General features: G+C 64.0%; 14 protein-coding genes. 7 read left to right on the top strand and 7 right to left on the bottom strand.

Translation table 11 applies throughout. The annotated features are described in order from the left end of the window. Positions 1-33: 33 nt before the first annotated feature. From ACH196_RS32900 to ACH196_RS32890, 3 genes are read right to left on the bottom strand one after another with little or no spacing between them, the layout of a single operon-like run. Complete coding sequence (locus tag ACH196_RS32900; RefSeq protein WP_396651064.1) at positions 34-1,317, bottom strand: TRAP transporter large permease; 1,284 nt, start codon at positions 1,315-1,317, stop codon at positions 34-36. Beyond that, entirely contained in the window at positions 1,314-1,943 is a 630-nt protein-coding gene (locus ACH196_RS32895; protein ID WP_396651063.1) for a TRAP transporter small permease subunit, read from the bottom strand. The genes ACH196_RS32900 and ACH196_RS32895 overlap by 4 nt, the downstream gene beginning before the upstream one ends. A 2-nt stretch (positions 1,944-1,945) precedes the next feature. After that, positions 1,946-3,001, bottom strand: coding sequence for a TRAP transporter substrate-binding protein (locus ACH196_RS32890; RefSeq protein ID WP_396651062.1), 1,056 nt, complete (start codon positions 2,999-3,001; stop codon positions 1,946-1,948). Positions 3,002-3,115: 114 nt separating this feature from the next. On the opposite strand from ACH196_RS32890, the gene ACH196_RS32885 reads away from it, so the two are divergent. Further along, positions 3,116-4,084, top strand: coding sequence for a LysR family transcriptional regulator (locus ACH196_RS32885; protein ID WP_396651061.1), 969 nt, complete (start codon positions 3,116-3,118; stop codon positions 4,082-4,084). Here ACH196_RS32885 and ACH196_RS32880 read toward each other — a convergent pair. Beyond that, the gene (locus ACH196_RS32880; RefSeq protein ID WP_396651060.1) at positions 4,045-5,181 is read right to left on the bottom strand and encodes a DegT/DnrJ/EryC1/StrS family aminotransferase; all 1,137 of its coding nucleotides are present in this window, start codon (positions 5,179-5,181) and stop codon (positions 4,045-4,047) included. The two genes, ACH196_RS32885 and ACH196_RS32880, sit on opposite strands and share 40 nt — an antisense overlap. 243 nt (positions 5,182-5,424) lie before the next feature. Here ACH196_RS32880 and ACH196_RS32875 point away from each other — a divergent pair, with 243 nt between their 5' ends. Both ACH196_RS32875 and ACH196_RS32870 read left to right on the top strand, forming a co-directional pair. Beyond that, positions 5,425-5,712, top strand: coding sequence for a CopG family ribbon-helix-helix protein (locus ACH196_RS32875; protein ID WP_396651059.1), 288 nt, complete (start codon positions 5,425-5,427; stop codon positions 5,710-5,712). Between the two features lie 3 nt (positions 5,713-5,715). After that, positions 5,716-6,006: a type II toxin-antitoxin system RelE/ParE family toxin gene (locus ACH196_RS32870; RefSeq protein ID WP_396651058.1), complete on the top strand. Its 291-nt coding sequence runs from the start codon at positions 5,716-5,718 to the stop codon at positions 6,004-6,006. Between the two features lie 9 nt (positions 6,007-6,015). Here ACH196_RS32870 and ACH196_RS32865 read toward each other — a convergent pair whose 3' ends face one another. Further along, positions 6,016-7,359 (bottom strand): nucleotide sugar dehydrogenase, encoded by a 1,344-nt coding sequence (locus tag ACH196_RS32865; RefSeq protein WP_396651057.1) that lies wholly within the window; start codon positions 7,357-7,359, stop codon positions 6,016-6,018. Positions 7,360-7,607: 248 nt separating this feature from the next. On the opposite strand from ACH196_RS32865, the gene denD reads away from it, so the two are divergent. Both denD and ACH196_RS32855 read left to right on the top strand, forming a co-directional pair. Further along, positions 7,608-8,588 (top strand): D-erythronate dehydrogenase, encoded by a 981-nt coding sequence (denD, locus tag ACH196_RS32860; protein ID WP_396651056.1) that lies wholly within the window; start codon positions 7,608-7,610, stop codon positions 8,586-8,588. 206 nt (positions 8,589-8,794) lie between these two features. Next, on the top strand, positions 8,795-9,637 hold the full coding sequence (locus tag ACH196_RS32855; protein WP_396651055.1) for a fumarylacetoacetate hydrolase family protein: 843 nt from the start codon (positions 8,795-8,797) through the stop codon (positions 9,635-9,637). A 95-nt stretch (positions 9,638-9,732) separates the two neighbouring features. Here the strand turns inward: ACH196_RS32855 and ACH196_RS32850 are convergent, their stop codons facing one another. Next, on the bottom strand, positions 9,733-10,335 hold the full coding sequence (locus ACH196_RS32850; protein WP_396651054.1) for a HupE/UreJ family protein: 603 nt from the start codon (positions 10,333-10,335) through the stop codon (positions 9,733-9,735). 209 nt (positions 10,336-10,544) lie between these two features. Here ACH196_RS32850 and ACH196_RS32845 point away from each other — a divergent pair, with 209 nt between their 5' ends. Then, a complete protein-coding gene (locus ACH196_RS32845; protein WP_396651053.1) occupies positions 10,545-12,113 on the top strand; it encodes a site-specific DNA-methyltransferase in 1,569 nt (522 codons plus the stop codon). A 134-nt stretch (positions 12,114-12,247) separates the two neighbouring features. Beyond that, positions 12,248-14,938, top strand: coding sequence for a DEAD/DEAH box helicase (locus ACH196_RS32840; RefSeq protein WP_396651052.1), 2,691 nt, complete (start codon positions 12,248-12,250; stop codon positions 14,936-14,938). Here ACH196_RS32840 and ACH196_RS32835 read toward each other — a convergent pair. Continuing rightward, positions 14,935-16,590 carry an ABC transporter ATP-binding protein gene (locus ACH196_RS32835; RefSeq protein WP_396651065.1) on the bottom strand — a complete coding sequence of 552 codons (1,656 nt, stop codon included), beginning with the start codon at positions 16,588-16,590 and terminating at the stop codon, positions 14,935-14,937. The two genes, ACH196_RS32840 and ACH196_RS32835, sit on opposite strands and share 4 nt — an antisense overlap. Positions 16,591-16,595 lie beyond the last annotated feature (5 nt).

Genomic DNA, 16,595 nt, shown 5'->3' with positions numbered 1-16,595 from the left:
CCCCCCCCGCGGCGGAAATGCGACGGGCGGCGTTCAGTTCAGCGCGGCGGGCAGCCACAAGGCCAGTTGAGGAAAGACGATCAGCAGCGCCATGAGCAGCACCATCGCCAGCACGAAGGGCACCGACCCCCAGGCGATCTCGCTGATGCGTCCCGCCCGGCGGATGCCCTGGATGACGAACAGGTTGATGCCGACCGGCGGCAGGATCATGCCCGCTTGCATCAGCACCACCAGCATGACGCCGAACCAGACGCCGTCGAAACCGGCGGCGAAGACCACGGGAGCGATGACCGGGACGGTGGAGATCATCATCGCCATCTCGTCCATGAAGGCGCCGAGGATGAGATAGAAGACGATGACCGCCAGCATCAGGCCGAGCGGCGGCAGGTCGTAGGCGGTGACGAGGTTGACAATGGCCGTGGTCAGGCCGACCGCCGTCATGACGAAATTCAGGAAGAACGCCGCGACGACGATCAGCATGATCATGCCGGTGGTCTTCATGGTGTTCTCGACCGCCGTGACGAACATCGCCACCGAGAAACGGCCGCGCAGCACGGTGAGGATCAGCGCCGCCACGACGCCGAGCGCCGCCGATTCCGTCGCCGTCGCCCAGCCGAAATAGATCGAGCCGATGACAACCACGAAGATGAACACGGGCGGCAGGAACTCGGCCAGAAGAACCAGCCGCTCGCGCCAGCCGACGGACACGCTCCGTCCGCCGAGGCCCGGCCGGATGGTGCAGGCCAATGCCACCACCGCCATGAACATCAGCGCCAGCAGAAGCCCGGGGATGATGCCGGCCAGATACAGCCTCGGGATCGAGGTGTTGGTGATCAGCCCGTAGACGATGAGGTTTATGGAGGGCGGGATCAGGATGCCGAGCGTACCGCCGGCCGCCAGCGTGCCGAGGAACAGCGAGGGGTCGTAGCTGTATTTGTTCATCTGCGGCATCGCGGTGGTACCGACGGTGGCGGCGGTCGCCACGCTCGATCCGCACATCGAGGCGAACAGCGCGCAGGAGCCGATATTGGCGTGCATCAGCCCGCCCGGCATCCAGGACAGCCAGGCCGCCACCGCGGCATACATGCGGTCGGCGATGCCCGAGCGCAGCAGGATCTCTCCCAGCAGCACGAACAGTGGTATGCTGACCATCAGAAAACCCGTCGACGAACTCCAGGCGACCTCGCCCATGGCGCGGGTCAGCGGCAGCGGGCTGAAGAACTCGGACAGGCCGATGCCGACCAGTCCCAGCCCGATGGCGATGGGAAGCCCGAGCGCCAGCAACACGATCATCGCCAGGATTGCAAAGGCGATCATAGCGGGCGCACTCCCGCGTCGTCGGCCTTGCGCTGCTCGGTGTCGGCAAGCTCGGCGCGCAGTTCTTCCTCAAGTTCCGGCGCGCCGGCCAGCCGCCCGACCGTTTTCCAGTCGCCCCGCGCCAGCGCCGTCACGCAGCATGCCAGGAGCACGATTGCGACCAGCAGGAACCATGCGAGCCCTGCCACCCACAGCGCCTGCGGCACCGATTTCGGAATGGCGAGCGAGCTTTGGGAAGAGGCGCCGAAACGCAGGCTGGTCATCAGCACCTCCGTCGCGAACCAGACCATCATCCCCATGAACAGCACCGTGCCGGCGAGGCTTGCGATGTCGATCAATGCGCGTCCCTTCTCGCCGAAATGGGCGTAGACCGTATCGATGCGCACATGCGCCTTGTCGAGCAGCACCGAACCGAAGCTCCAGGCGGTGCCGACGGCGAGTGCAAAGCCCGCCAGTTCGTCGACGCCGCCGAGCGAATGCCTGAACACCTGCCGCATCACGATCTCGACCATGATCAGCGCGGCGGCCATGACGATCAGGAAGCCGCCGGCAAGCAGGATGTATCGGGAGACGGCGCGCAGCCCCTTCAGCGGCATGGGGCCGGCCGGTGTGCTGCGCGCGGCCATTGTCACTGCGCCTTGGCGGTGAAGCCGAGGGCCTTGCCGACAGTCTCGTTCCAAGCGGTTACGCAGGCCTCGCCGCAGCGGCCGGCCCAGCGCGGCAGGATGGTTTCCGTGACCATGCCGGCAAGCAGCGCCTTGTCGGCGTCGGAGACCTCGACCAGCTTCATGTTGGCCTTGATGCCTTTGGTGCACTCGCCGATGCCGGTGTTGCAGTTGACGCCCTGCTCGGCCGCCGCTGCGACATGCGCCCACATCTCCTCTTCCAGCTTCGCGAACGCATCGGTCAGGAATGCCTGCGTTGGCTGGTCAAGCGAGTTCCAGGTGTCGATGTTGATCGCGCTGAAATAGGGAGCCCAGCCGAGCACCAGCGGGAACAGATGGTCGGTCACTTCCCACCACTTGGCGCTGTTGCCGGGGCCGGTCCCGGTCACGCCGCAATCGGCCGTGCCGTTCTGCAGCGCGGGCACGACCTCGGCGAAGGACAGGTTGACCGGCGTGCCGCCGACCGCTTCGACGAAATCGGCGAGCGTCTGGTTGAAGGTGCGGATCTTCTTGCCGGCCAGGTCGGCGACACCCTTGATGTCGCCCTTGCAGAACAGCACCTGCGGCGGCGACGGCCACATCATCAAGAGATGGGCGTTGAAGTTCTCCTGCATGTTCTTGTCGATGACCGGCCGATAGGCGTTCACGGCCTTGCGCATCGTGTCGATGTCGAGAATAGCGCCTGAAAGATCGAGGCCGTCGTAAAGCTTGAAATCACCGGCGACGAAGCTGACAGGGCCGGTGACAATGTCGGCGATCTTGAGCCGGAGCAGGCGCAGCGTCTCGTCGCCCTTCAGGCCAAGCGTGTCGAGGCTGTTGAAATCGGCCGTGATCCTGCCGCCCGAAAGTTCGCCGATCTTCGTCTCCCAGAACGGCTGCTCGACGGCGGTGGTCATGGTGACGTTGCTCCAGCCGCCGATGACCTTCAGGCGGACTTCCTGGAGATCCTGCGCATGCGTGGCGCCAAACATCGTGGCGCCGAGCGCCATCGACAAAAGCACAGTGGTGAGTTTTTTCATTCTGGTTCCCCTGCTTGCCTCCGCTGCCAGTGGCAACGGCTCGTCGAAAACTCGCACAAGCGGCCGATCGTTTCTAATTGATTTCGATCTCCACGCTGATAGGCTTTCCCTATCATGCGGCTGACGCTCGCGCAGATCGAGACATTCTACTGGATCGCCCGGCTGGGCTCCTTCCACGCCGCCGCGCGGCAGCTCAACGTGACGCAGCCTTCGGTTTCCGGACGCATCCGCGAACTGGAGCGCGATCTCGGCTGTGCCCTGTTCGACCGCAGCGGCGGCCGCGCCCGGTTGACCGAGGCCGGCAAGGCGATCCAGCGCCAATCCGAGCAGATGCTGTCGCTTGCCCGCGAGATCCACAGCGAGACCAGCGCCGGCAAGTTGCGCGGACTGCTGCGGCTGGGCGTCGTGGAGACAGTCGCGCATATCGCGCTTCCCGGCCTGATCCGGAAACTGAAGGCCACAAAACCCGGCCTGCGCATCGAACTGGCCGTCGATGTCGGCTCAGTGCTGCTGCGGCAGCTCGACGAACGGCAGCTCGACGTGGCCATCACCACCGATGCCATCGCGTCGGAAGGCATCACCGTTCACCCGCTGGGCGAGGTCGACCTGGCCTGGCTCGGACCCGCGTCGCATCCGCTCGCCGGCCGCACGCTGACGCCCGCCGATCTTGTCGACGAGGCGATCTTCACTCAGCCGGAAATGTCGACCATCGGCCGGACCATCCGTCAATGGTTCGATGCGGGGCAATGCACGCCGAAGTCGCTGAGCGGATGCAACTCGCTTTCCGTCACCAGCGAACTGGTCGCGGCAGGGCTGGGTTTCGCGGTGATGACGCCCGCCGTTGTGCGCGACGACATCGCCGATCGCATCCGCCGGTTCGAGGCGATCCCGCCGATCCCGCCGCGAACACTGTCGGTGGCGGCGCTCGACGAGACCTGGTCCGGCGACATCGAATTCATCGCGAAGTTCGTGGCCGACGCTTTCCGGGCGACCGACGCCTTGAGGGAGAAGACCTACACGTCCGCTCCCGTGCCTTTTGCGGGCTACGCCGCCAGCGCCTCTCGGACCGACTCGATGATGTAGGCCTGGTCGTCGGCTTCCAGATAGGCGTGCATGGGCAGGCTGAACACGTCCTGCGCGACGCGGTCGCTCACCGGCAAGTCGTTGCCAGCCACCGGAAAATGCCGGTAGGCGGTCTGGCGATGCAGCGGCTTCGGATAATACACTGCGGTCGGCACGCCTTTGTCCTTCAGCGACGCCAGAACCGTGCCGCGATCCTTGCCGCGGGCGCGGATCGTGTACTGCGCCCAGGTCGATACGCACCCGTCGAGCACAGTCGGCACGACCGCCACGTCGCCGAGGCCGTCATTGTAGGTCTGGGCGATGCGGTTGCGGGCGACGATCTCGTCGTCGAAGATCGCCAGCTTCTCGATCAGGATCGCGGCCTGCAGGGTGTCGAGGCGGCCGTTCATGCCGATGCGGACGTTGTCGTATTTGTCCGTCCCCTGGCCATGGACGAGCAGTGAGCGGATCACCGCGTTCGTCTCGTCGTCATCGACGAAGATCGCGCCACCGTCGCCATAGGCGCCGAGCGGTTTTGCGGGAAAGAAGCTGGTGGCCGTCATCGCGCCGATGGTGCCGAGCTTGCGGTCGCGATAGGTCGCGCCGAACCCTTGCGCGGCGTCGCAGAGCAGCCACATGCCTTCATCGGCGACGATCGGCTCGATGGCATCATAGTCCGCCGGCTGGCCGAACAGGTCGACGGTGATCACGCCAGCCAGCGACAACCCCTCCTTCTTCGCCTGGGCGATCGCCAACTTCAGGCTCGCCGGATCGAGATTGAACGTGTCCTCGAAAATGTCGACGAAATACGGCGTCGCGCCGAGCATGGCCACGACTTCCGCTGTCGCCGCGAAGGTAAAACTCGGACAGAACACCGCCTGGCCGGGCTTCAGTCCCTTGGCCATCAGGCAGAGCGTCAGCGCGTCGGTTCCGTTGGAGCAGCCGATCGAGTGCTTCGCGCCGCAGAATGCGCTGAGCGCAGCCTCGAACTGGCCGACCTCCGGTCCGAGGATATAGGCGCCATGCGCCAGCACCCGCTGGATCGCCGCGTCGACTTTCGCCTTGATGCGCTCCTGTTGCGCGGGAAGATCGATGAAGCGGATCGGTTTTCTAGTCATGCGGGTCCTGCGCGGTTGCGAATCGACGGTCGCGCCGGGTCGGCCAGCGCGCGGCGCACTCCGTATCGTCCTTTGTCCGGCCAAGTCAAAACACACGCATTTTCAGCCCGATACGTTGTGTGTTGAAGCCGAGCGGCTCAGTGGCGACGGGTTTCTCCTCCGCGCTTGATGACGATGTTCGCCTGTTGGCATATATACGCCAGTGTCGGGCAAGCGCTTCTTGTCCATTCGAGACCCGATACGATGACCGGCAGCGTGCGATTTTCGATGAGACTTGAGCCTGAACTCAAGCAGTGGCTGGAAGAAGAGGCCAAGCGCCACGACAGCAGCGCGGGCGATGTCGCCGCTCAAGCGATAGCCGCGCAGAAGGCGCGCAGCGAAGCGCGTCGCCGTATGATCGAGGAGGCCGCGGCTGAGGCCGACAAAGGCGAATTCATCTCCGCGGAGCGGATGAACGCATGGTTCCTCTCGCTAGGGACTGAAAACGAACTGCCGGAGCCGGAAGCCGACATATTCCTTCATCGAACCTGATCGATGCGAATCCTGTTTCTGGCGCAGGCGAAGCGGGATCTGCGCTGGTTCAAGCGCTACTACACCGACACCTTTCCCGAAGGCAGCAGGAAGGCAGACGCGCAATTCGTCAGGGCACAACGGCTTCTATTGACCAATCCACATATCGGGCATCCGTCCGAAAAAGTGGACGGCGCTCGGGAGCTTCATCTTCAGCGAACGCCTTTCACCTTCATCTATCGACCATTCAGTGACCGAATAGAAATCCTGCGCGTTATCGACGAACGCTCGGACTGGCTGCCGCCTGTGGAATAAGCGCGGCCGTCACGCCTTGACGACCTTCTGCGAGTGGATGCCCTTGCGCGCGCAGACATTGCGGGTGTCGACGACAAGCCGGCTGTTCTCGACCAGCGCTGCGTAATCGACCGCGTCATGGTCGGTGGCGATCAGCGCCAGATCGTAGCGCGCGAATGTCCCGGCATCGCCTACAACCGAGCCGCGGCCGGCAACCTCCGGATGCTCGCGGGTCATGGTGATCACCGGCACATGCGGATCGAGATAATCGACCTTGGCGCCGCGGTCCTCCAGCAGCCGGATCAGCGTCAGCCCGGGGCTTTCGCGGATGTCGCCGACGTTTTTCTTGTAAGCGAGGCCGACCAGCAGCACCTTCGCGCCGTTCAGGCCCTTGGCGAAACGGCCGTTGAGTTCCTCGATGCAGACCGAAACGACGTGGCCCGGCATCGCCGTGTTGATCTCTCCCGCAAGCTCCACCAGCCGGGTCGGCATGTCGAATTCGCGCGCCTTCCAGGTGAGATAGAACGGGTCGATCGGGATACAGTGGCCGCCAAGCCCCGGCCCGGGATAGAAGGGCATGAAGCCGAAGGGTTTTGTCTTCGCCGCCTCAATCACCTCCCAGACGTCGATGCCCATGGCGCCGTAGATCAGCTTCAGTTCGTTGACCAGCGCGATGTTGACCGCCCGAAAGATGTTCTCTGTGATCTTCACCGCCTCGGCGGTGGCGGTAGAGGAAACCGGCACCGTCTTGACCACGATCTGGTCGTACAGCGCCACCGCCAGCTCCAGCGATGTCGGATCAACCCCGCCAACCACCTTGGGGATTGACTGCGTCCCATAGTCCGGATTCCCCGGATCCTCGCGCTCCGGGCTGAAGGCGACGAAAAAATCCGCGCCGCATTTGAGCCCGCTCGCCTCCAGCAACGGCACCAGCAGTTCCGTCGTCGTGCCGGGATAAGTCGTCGATTCCAGCACGACGAGTTGGTTGGGTTTGAGATGCGGAGCGATCGAGCGGGCGGTGCCGGCGACATAAGAAAGGTCCGGCTCGCGATGTTTCGTCAGCGGCGTCGGAACGCAGATGATGACGGCGTCGGCCTCGGCAAGCGCCGCGAAATCAGCGGTGCAGGCGAAACGCCCGTCGGCGATCCGGTCAACAAAGAAGCCCGCATCGAACTGCTTTATGTAGGCGATGCCCTCATGCAGCATCCTGATCTTTTCGGGATCGATGTCGATGCCGAGCCCCGTGAACCCCGCCTCGACGATGGCCTTAACCAGCGGCAGGCCGACATAACCGAGGCCGATGACGGCGACCGTCGCCTGCCGGTTATGGAATGCGGAGAGAAGGTCGGCGGCGTTTGCCGGATGCGCTGTCACTCAAAACCCCTGAGACCGGTGGGCAGGCGCCTTCAATGATCGACTTGGCGGGGCAAGGCAAGTGCGCGGCCAGCACCGAGACATCCGACTGCGGAGGCAATCGCGGAGCCCGTTCGCGATTTCCGGCCGCGGAAACGCTGAGCCGGCGCTTCGCCGGATTGCAAATTCCCCCATGCATTCAAGGACGTTCCGGGCTATGTGTCGCGGCGAATGCAACGGTCTCGAAGCAGCCTAGGGAAGAGAAGCATATGCATGTCATGATCATCGGCGGGGCGGGCATGGTCGGCCGCAAGCTGGCGGAGCGCCTTGCGCAGACGGGCGCTGTCGGAAAATCGGCGATCAGCCGGATGACTCTGGTCGACGTGGTTGAGCCGGCAGTGCCGAAAACCGCCGCCGAGGTGAAGACGATCGTGACCGACCTGTCGACGCCGGGCGAGAGCGAAAAGCTGGTCGCCATGCGGCCGGACCTGATCTTCCATCTAGCGGCCATTGTCTCCGGCGAGGCAGAGGCCGACTTCGACAAGGGCTACCGCATCAATCTCGACGGCACGCGCTTCCTGTTCGAAGCGATCCGGCAGGAAGGCCTGCGCCAGCCCTACAAGCCGCGCGTCGTGTTCTCCTCCTCCATCGCGGTGTTCGGCGCGCCGTTCCCGCAAGCCATTGGAGATGAATATTTTTCGACGCCGGCGACAAGCTACGGCACACAGAAGGCGATCGGCGAACTGCTGCTTTCCGACTACAGCCGGCGCGGCTTCTTCGACGGCATCGGCATCCGCCTGCCGACGATCTGCATAAGGCCGGGCAAGCCGAACAAGGCCGCTTCCGGCTTCTTTTCCAATATCTTGCGCGAACCGCTGTCCGGCCAGGAAGCCGTCCTGCCGGTCTCGGAAAGCGTGCGCCACTGGTTCGCCAGCCCACGCGCGGCAGTGAATTTCCTTGAGCACGCGGCAACCATCGATCTGGCGCCGCTCGGCCATCGCCGCAACCTCGCAATGCCCGGTCTTTCGGCGACCGTTGGCGAGGAGATCGAGGCGCTTCGCCGCTTCGGCGGCGACAAGGCGGTGAAGCTGATCCGCCGCGAACCCGATGAAACCATTATCAAAATTGTCGCCGGCTGGGCCGAAAGGCTGGAGACGAAACGGGCCGAGGCGCTCGGATTCCGCGCCGAAACCTCCTTCGACGAGATCGTCCGCGCCCATGTCGAGGACGAACTCGGCGGCAAGATTTGATACCCAAAAAGCCCTTGCAAAAAGCGTTCCACGAAATCGGCAAAACGGTCTGGCCGTTGATATCGCTATCATGGTAGGGCCACTTCCCGCGTGTGCCGTCAATCCCGGCGGCAGCCTTTCGGCTTATAGGACCGGCCATGTCCACGTCATCGACGGCGGACTGAACCTTTAGACCGATACAATATCCCCCGAGGAGAGACCCCGAGATGAAGTTGCTGCGTTACGGCCCGGCGGGCCAGGAAAAGCCCGGAATTCTGGACGGTGAAGGCCGCATCCGCGACCTGTCGGGCAAGGTGTCCGACATTGCAGGCTCAACGCTGCTTCCGGAAGGCCTCGACGCCATCCGCGCCATCGATGTCAACAGCCTGCCGCTGGTCGAAGGCAATCCGCGCCTCGGCGCCTGTGTGGCCGGCACCGGAAAATTCATCTGTATCGGCCTGAACTATTCCGACCACGCCGCCGAGACCGGCGCGACCGTGCCGCCGGAGCCGATCATCTTCATGAAGGCCACCTCGGCCATCGTCGGCCCGAACGATCCGGTCGAAATCCCGCGCGGTTCGCTCAAGACCGACTGGGAAGTCGAGCTTGGCTTCGTCATCGGCAAGAAGGCGAAATACGTCTCCGAAGCCGAGGCGATGGACCATGTCGCCGGCTATTGCGTCATCAACGACGTGTCGGAGCGCGCCTTCCAGGCCGAGCGCCAGGGCCAGTGGACCAAGGGCAAGTCCTGCGACACGTTCGGTCCGACCGGCCCCTGGCTGGTGACCGCCGATGAAGTCGCCGACCCGCAGAATTTGAAGATGCATCTCGAAGTCAACGGCCGCAAATTCCAGGACGGCTCGACCAAGACCATGGTCTACGGCGTGCGTTATCTCGTCTCCTACCTGTCGCAGTTCATGAGCCTGCTGCCGGGCGACATCATTTCCACCGGCACGCCTCCGGGCGTCGGCCTCGGCCAGAAGCCGAACATCTTCCTGAAGGCAGGCGACGTCGTTACGCTCGGCATCGAGGGGCTTGGCGAACAGCGCCAGGAGTTTTTCCAGGGCTGACAGAAGTAGGCAGAGCGTCTTGCGAAAAGCCGCTCCGCCGGAATCCGCCGACAAGGGCGCCGCAACCGGCGGCGCCCGCAAAACTCGGCTGAAGGCTAAAGCACGCCGGTCAGAAGCCCGACGCCGGCAACCGCTGCCGCGCCGCCTGCCGTGCGCACCACCGCCGGGCCATAGCTCTCGCTCACCTTGCCGATCAGCAGCCCGATGCCGATCCCTGCCGCATGCAGCAGCGCCGTGGCGATCATGAAGCCGGCGGCATAGGCGAGGCTGCCCGCATCCTCCGGCATTTCCGCGCCATGCGCATGGCCGTGGAAGATCGCGAACAGGCCAACGAGCCCCATTGCCATCGCGACCGGAGCTTTTACGCCCAGCGCCACCACCACTCCGAGCACGACCACCGAAAGCGCGATGCCGGTTTCGACATAAGGCACTTCGATCCCGGCCACGCCCAGCACGCCGCCGATTGCCATGACGAGAACGAACGTCGCCGGAACAAGCCACAGTGCGCGGCCGCCAAGTAGCCAGGCGAAGACGCCGACCATGATCATGGCGAGGATATGGTCGAGGCCCGAGATCGGATGGGCGAAACCATGCATGAAGCCGCTGGTGTGGCCGACGCCCGTATGCGCCAGCGCAGCCGTTGGAAGGAGGGCGGCCGCCATCGCCATGCCGCGCGCTATCGTGACTTTCAGTCTCATTCACCTGACCCCACAGCAAAAATCCTCCCGGATTATTGGTGGCATTTTCGGGCATGGGAGGAAACAGAAAATCGTCGGATGCGCACGCCATTTGGAATGGTAGTGCCGCAAACAAAATACACGCATGACGCGAATTGGACTTTACAGAATAAAATTCATAGTTGTATTCTCAAAGAATGCAACCAGAGAGGGCAACCCACGACAATTCCATGCGGCAGCCACGCCGGCTGGAACTCGTCTGGGTCGGCAAGGAGGAGCGGCGCCGGCCCGAACCGAGAGTCCTCATCGAGAATCCGACACTCTCCGTTGGCCCTTCCGGCACCTCGGAGAACCGGCTCATCCACGGCGACAACCTGCTGGCGCTGCGGGCGCTGGAGGCGGAATTCACCGGCAAGGTGAAATGCGTCTTCATCGACCCGCCCTACAACACCGGCAGCGCGTTTGCGCATTACGATGACGGGCTGGAGCACTCGATCTGGCTCGGCCTGATGCGCGACCGGCTGGAGATCATCCGCCGGCTGCTGTCCGAAGACGGCTCGCTGTGGATCTCCATCGACGACAATGAGGCGCATTATCTCAAGGTGCTGTGCGACGAGATTTTCGGGCGGCGCAACTTCGTGGCGAATGTCGTCTGGCAGAAACGCACATCGCCCGACGCGCGACTGCGGCTCGGCGGCGCGCATGACCATATCCTCGTCTTCGCCAGGGATGCCGACCGCCTCGCCCTGAACACGCTTCCCCTATCCGGGGTCCAGGCGAAATCCTACCGCAATCCCGACGGCGACGCCCGAGGTCCGTGGACCTCGACGGACTTCACCGCTCAGGGCTGGCGGCCGAACCAGATGTACCGGATCGTATCGCCGGCGGGGGTGGAATTCGACCCTCCGCCGGGCCGCTGCTGGGCCAATGTCGAAAGCGCATTCCGTCTGCTGCTCGATCAGAAGCGCATCTGGTTCGGCGCGGACGGCACCGCGCGCCCGCGCATCAAGAATTTCCTGTCTGAACGGGAAGGCGTTTCGGCCTGGAGTTGGTGGGACAACAGCGAGGCCGGCCACAACCAGGAGGCGAAGAAGGAGAGCATCGCGCTGTTCGGCGCCGGCAACGCCTTCGCCACGCCAAAACCGGAGCGGCTGATCAAGCGCGTCCTCGATATCGCGACAAGGCCGGGCGACCTCGTGCTCGACAGTTTCGCCGGTTCCGGCACCACGGGTGCGGTCGCGCACAAGATGAGCCGCCGCTGGATCATGGTCGAGATCGGCGACCACGCCCATACCCACATCATCCCACGTCTGCGGAAAGTGATCGACGGCGTCGACGCCGGCGGCGTCACGGAGGCGGCCGGCTGGCAGGGAGGCGGCGGCTATCACTATTTCGATCTGGCGCCCTCGCTGATCGAAGCCGACACGCATGGCCGCGGCGTGATCAGCAAGGCCTATGACCATGACTGGCTGGTGGCCGCGGTCTGCACGCTTGAGGGTTTTGTCCACGCGCCCAGCGAAACCGTCTTCTGGCAGCATGGCCATTCGACCGAACGCGACTTCATCTATGTCGTGCCGCGTTTCATGACCGCCGATGAACTGTCGCGGTTGAGCGAGGAGGTCGGGACGAGCCGCAGCCTGCTTGTGATGTGCCGGGCGTTTCGCGGCAATTCGGCGGCGTTTCCGAACCTGACCGTGCGCAAGATCCCGAACCATTTCATCGACCGGTTCGACTGGGGACAAGAAGACTACCGGCTGAATGTCGCGGAGGGGCAGGGCGACGGCATCAAGTCGCCGTGACCATTGGGGGGTGCGGACTGAGCGGACCACCGGCGAACCATTCGGAAGAGCGTCGGGGGCAGAAGGGGGCGAACAGGCCGGCGCGGACGTCAGCGGCCGCGGCCGGCCTGTTCGAGGATCGAGAGGGCAATCGGATGGCAAACGGGGGCAGCCGTCACGTCAACATGATCGTCGGCCGGCTGAGCCTGCGGCCGCCGCAACGGCGTTCGCTCGAAATCCTCGACCGGATAGCGACACTGATCGCATTGGAAAAGGATGCCGACGCGCAGGCAGCGCTGACGGCAATCCGCACCGAATTTCCGTCCGTCACCGATTTCGAGCGCGATTTCCCGTCACTCTGCTTCGCGCTGGCGACCGGCGTCGGCAAGACACGACTGATGGGCGCCTTCATCGCCTATCTGCATCTCGCGCACGGGATGAACAATTTTTTCGTGCTGGCGCCGAACCTGACCATCTATGACAAGCTGATCACCGACTTCACCCGCAACACCCCGAAATACGTGCTTAAGGGAATCTCGGAATTCGCCATCGCGCCGCCGGTCATCACCACCGGCGAAAACTATGAGCGGCACATTTCGGGAGGCGGCAGCCTGTTCGAGACGACGATCAACATCTTCAACATCTCCAAGATCAATACGGAGGTGCGCGGCGGCCGCAGCCCGCGCATCCGCTCGTTCCGCGAGGAGATCGGCGAGAGTTATTTCGACTGGCTGGCCGGCCTCACCGATCTCGTGCTGATCATGGACGAATCCCACCGCTACCGAGCGTCGGCCGGCATCCGCGCCATCAACAAGTTGAGGCCGGTGCTCGGCCTGGAACTGACGGCGACGCCCTTCGTCGAGACGGCGCGCGGACCCGTGCGGTTCAGGAACGTCGTCTACGACTACCCGCTGGCAAGCGCCATGCAGGACGGCTTCGTCAAAGAGCCGGCCGTCGTCACCCGCGAGAATTTTTCGGCGCTCGGCATGTCGCCGGAGGCGGTCCAGCAGATCAAGCTGGAGGACGGCGTGCGCCTGCATGAAAGCGTCAAGGTTGAGCTGGAGACCTATGCGCGGCAGGCCGGCCAGAGCATCGTAAAACCGTTCATGCTGATCGTCGCCCGCGATACCACGCACGCGGCGGAGCTGATGACGCTCGTTCAATCGGACCACTTCTTCGGCGGCCGGTATGCGGGAAAAGTCATCCAGGTCGATTCCAGCGTCAGGGAAGAAGAGACCGTTCAAAGGCTGCTGAGGGTCGAGTATGCCGAGGAACCGACCGAGATCGTCATCCACGTCAACATGCTGAAGGAGGGCTGGGACGTCACCAACCTCTATACGATCGTGCCGCTGCGCGCCGCCAATGCGCGCACCCTGATCGAACAATCGATCGGCCGCGGGCTACGGCTGCCTTACGGCCGGCGCACCGGCGTGGCCGCGGTCGACCGGCTCAACATCGTCGCCCATGACCGCTTCCAGGAAATCGTCGAGGAGGCGCGCGACCCGCAATCGCCGATCCGTCTCCACGAGGTGTTTTTGCCTGAGGCGGACGGCAACCCAAAGACGATTACCGAAATATCCCAACCACGCCTGGTCTCGATGCTCGGCCTTCGATCGGACGACGGGCCGGCGACGCCACATTGCGAAACCGACGACGCGCAGACGCCGTTCACCCACCAGGAACAGACTCTGGCGCAAGTCGCTTATGAGGCGATCCGCGAACTGGAAACCCAGCCGTTGCTGGCGCCAGGGGTGGCGCATCTCCAGCGGCCCGAGATCCAGGCGGCACTACTCGAGGCGGTGCAGAGCCGCTGCCGGCCGACGCAGATGCAATTGGACGGCATCTCAGCGCAACCCGACCTGACCTCGATCATCGCGCGCACCATCGATCTCGTCGTGCGGCAGACCATCGACATTCCGCGTATTCTGGTCGTGCCCAAAGGCGAGGTGAAATCCGGCTTCCGTCCGTTCATCCTCAACCTCGCGAACCTGCGCTATGACGCACCGAACGACACATTGTGGGCCGCGCATCTGCGCACCGGACAGGTCGAGCGAATCGGCGTCGGCATCGGCAACGGCGACGTGCGCCAGCTCGAAGACTATGTCGTCGACGCGCTCATCGACTTCGACGATGTGGCCTATGACGACAATTCCGAGCTGCTCTACGGCCTCGCCAGCCAGGTCGTCCGGCATCTCCGCCAGGAACATTCCGAGGAGAACACCCGAAAACTGCTGCGCCTCCACCAGGGAGAGATTGCCCATCTGGTTCATGCGCAGATGCGGCAGAATTTCTGGCAGGACGGCAAGACGGACTATGCCGTCGTGGTCAAGCGCGGTTTCTGCGCATTGCTGCCCAGCGCCTACAGCCGCGACGAGGGCGAGCCGGAGTGGGATTTTCGCCTATCGCCCGTCGACAAGAGCAACATGGCGCGCTACGTTTTCGGCGGTTTCTCACGCTGCCTGTTCAGGCGGCAGAAATTCCACTCCGACGCCGAGCGCAAGCTGGCGGTGATCCTCGACCGGGAAGTGCTAAAATGGTTCAGGCCGGCGCGCGGTCAGTTCCAGCTCTTCTACCGCAGCGGCGGCGGCGACCTCGAATACCAGCCGGACTTCGTCGCCGAGACGGATGCGCACATCCTGATGCTGGAGCCTAAGGCGTCCGACCGGCTGACCGATCCGGACGTGCTGGCCAAGCGTGACGTCGCCGCCGAATGGTGCCGCCACGCCAGCGATCACACGGCAAGCTATGGCGGCAAGCCATGGGCCTACCTGCTCATCCCGCATGACGCCATCGCCGAGAACATGACGATCGAGGGGTTGCGCCGACGGTTCTCGATGAAGGCCTAATTCCCGGCACTGGCCATTCGGCGGCCCTTGATGGCCTTCTCCAGCCACCCGATCTCCATTTCAGGCACGGAGGAGAGCAGCAGGTCGGTATAGGCGTCGAAAGGCGGCGCCAGAACCTGGCTCTTCGGGCCGTAGCGCACCACCTCGCCGCGATACATCACCGCGATCGAATCTGCGATCGACTTCACCGTCGCCAGGTCGTGGGTGATGAACAGATACGCCACCTTCTCGTGTTGCTGCAGATTGAGCAGCAGCTTGAGGATGCCGTTGGCCACCAGCGGGTCGAGCGCCGAGGTCACCTCGTCGCAGATGATCAGTTTCGGCTTGGCCGCCAGCGAACGGGCAATGCAGACGCGCTGTTTCTGGCCGCCCGAAAGCTCGGCCGGATAGCGGTCGACAAAACCCTTGCCCATCTCGATCTCGTCGAGCAGTTCGGCGACACGCTTGTCGCGCTCGCGCCCGCGCATGCCGAAATAGAACTCCAGCGGCCGGCCGATGATGGTGCCCACGGTCTGGCGCGGGTTCATCGCCACGTCGGCCATCTGGTAGATCATCTGCAACTGCCGCAGGTCTTCCTTCGGCCGGTCGGCCAGCCGGTTGGCCAGCGCCCGCCCCGCGAAGGTAACCGACCCCTGCTCGGGCGGCAGCAGCCCGGTGATGGCGCGCGCCAGCGTCGATTTTCCCGAACCGGATTCGCCGACCACGGCCAGCGTCTGGCCGGGAAAAATGTCGACCGAGACGTTCTTCAGCACCTTCACCTTGCCGCCGCCATAGGAGGCGGTGACGTTCTTCACCGAGAGGAAAGGCGTGGCGCCCGGCTTCTGCTCCTGATGCGCGATCTCATGCACGGAGACCAGCGCGTTGGTGTATTCCTGGCGCGGCTCCTTGATGATCTGCCGCGTGCCGCCCCATTCGACCAGCCGCCCGTGGCGCAGCACCATGATCTCGTCGGACACCTGCGCAACGACGGCGAGGTCATGGGTGATGTAGAGAGCCGCTACTCCGGTATCATGGATGGCGTCCTTGATCGCGGCGAGAACGTCGATCTGCGTGGTCACGTCGAGCGCGGTCGTCGGCTCGTCGAAGACGATCAAGTCGGGCTCGGAGCACAGCGCCATCGCCGTCATCACGCGCTGCAACTGTCCGCCGGACACCTGGTGCGGATAGCGCTCGCCAATGGTCTCGGGGTTCGGCAGGCTGAGCTTCTTGAACAGCGCCACCGCCCGCTTTTCGGCTTCGGCGCGACTGGCGACACCATGCAGCAGGCAGGCCTCCACCACCTGGTCCATCAACCGATGCGCCGGGTTGAACGAGGCCGCCGCCGATTGCGCGACATAACAGACCTCACGGCCGCGCAGCTTGCGCAGGCCGCCCAGCCCGCCTTTCAGAATGTCGCGGCCGTTGAGCACCACTTCGCCGCCCGTGATGCGCACGCCGCCGCGCCCAAACCCCATCGAGGAGAGGCCAATGGTGGATTTTCCAGCGCCGGATTCGCCGATCAGCCCCAGCACCTTGCCGCGCTGCAAGGTAAGCGAAACGTCGTGGACGAGCGTGATCGTCCTGGGCGGCTCGCCCGGCGGGAACACTTTCGCCTCGATTCGCAGGTTGCGGATGTCGAGCAGCGTGTCCGACTTCGCGGTCTTCGCGGCCACGGCCA

Source organism: Mesorhizobium sp. IMUNJ 23232 (assembly GCF_044326205.1).
GTDB lineage: Bacteria > Pseudomonadota > Alphaproteobacteria > Rhizobiales > Rhizobiaceae > Kumtagia.
The sequence above is the reverse complement of the archived record's forward strand: the minus strand, read 5'-3'. Positions and strand labels throughout refer to the sequence as shown.

Excerpts from the sequence above, each read along its gene's own strand:
- ACH196_RS32890 (WP_396651062.1), bottom strand. The coding sequence starts at position 3,001 with ATGAAAAAACTCACCACTGTGCTTTTGTCGATGGCGCTCGGCGCCACG.
- ACH196_RS32885 (WP_396651061.1), top strand. The coding sequence starts at position 3,116 with ATGCGGCTGACGCTCGCGCAGATCGAGACATTCTACTGGATCGCCCGG.
- ACH196_RS32870 (WP_396651058.1), top strand. The coding sequence starts at position 5,716 with ATGCGAATCCTGTTTCTGGCGCAGGCGAAGCGGGATCTGCGCTGGTTC.
- ACH196_RS32880 (WP_396651060.1), bottom strand. The coding sequence starts at position 5,181 with ATGACTAGAAAACCGATCCGCTTCATCGATCTTCCCGCGCAACAGGAG.
- ACH196_RS32900 (WP_396651064.1), bottom strand. The coding sequence starts at position 1,317 with ATGATCGCCTTTGCAATCCTGGCGATGATCGTGTTGCTGGCGCTCGGG.
- ACH196_RS32895 (WP_396651063.1), bottom strand. The coding sequence starts at position 1,943 with ATGGCCGCGCGCAGCACACCGGCCGGCCCCATGCCGCTGAAGGGGCTG.
- ACH196_RS32840 (WP_396651052.1), top strand. The coding sequence starts at position 12,248 with ATGGCAAACGGGGGCAGCCGTCACGTCAACATGATCGTCGGCCGGCTG.
- ACH196_RS32850 (WP_396651054.1), bottom strand. The coding sequence starts at position 10,335 with ATGAGACTGAAAGTCACGATAGCGCGCGGCATGGCGATGGCGGCCGCC.
- ACH196_RS32845 (WP_396651053.1), top strand. The coding sequence starts at position 10,545 with ATGCGGCAGCCACGCCGGCTGGAACTCGTCTGGGTCGGCAAGGAGGAG.
- denD (WP_396651056.1), top strand. The coding sequence starts at position 7,608 with ATGCATGTCATGATCATCGGCGGGGCGGGCATGGTCGGCCGCAAGCTG.
- ACH196_RS32875 (WP_396651059.1), top strand. The coding sequence starts at position 5,425 with ATGACCGGCAGCGTGCGATTTTCGATGAGACTTGAGCCTGAACTCAAG.
- ACH196_RS32855 (WP_396651055.1), top strand. The coding sequence starts at position 8,795 with ATGAAGTTGCTGCGTTACGGCCCGGCGGGCCAGGAAAAGCCCGGAATT.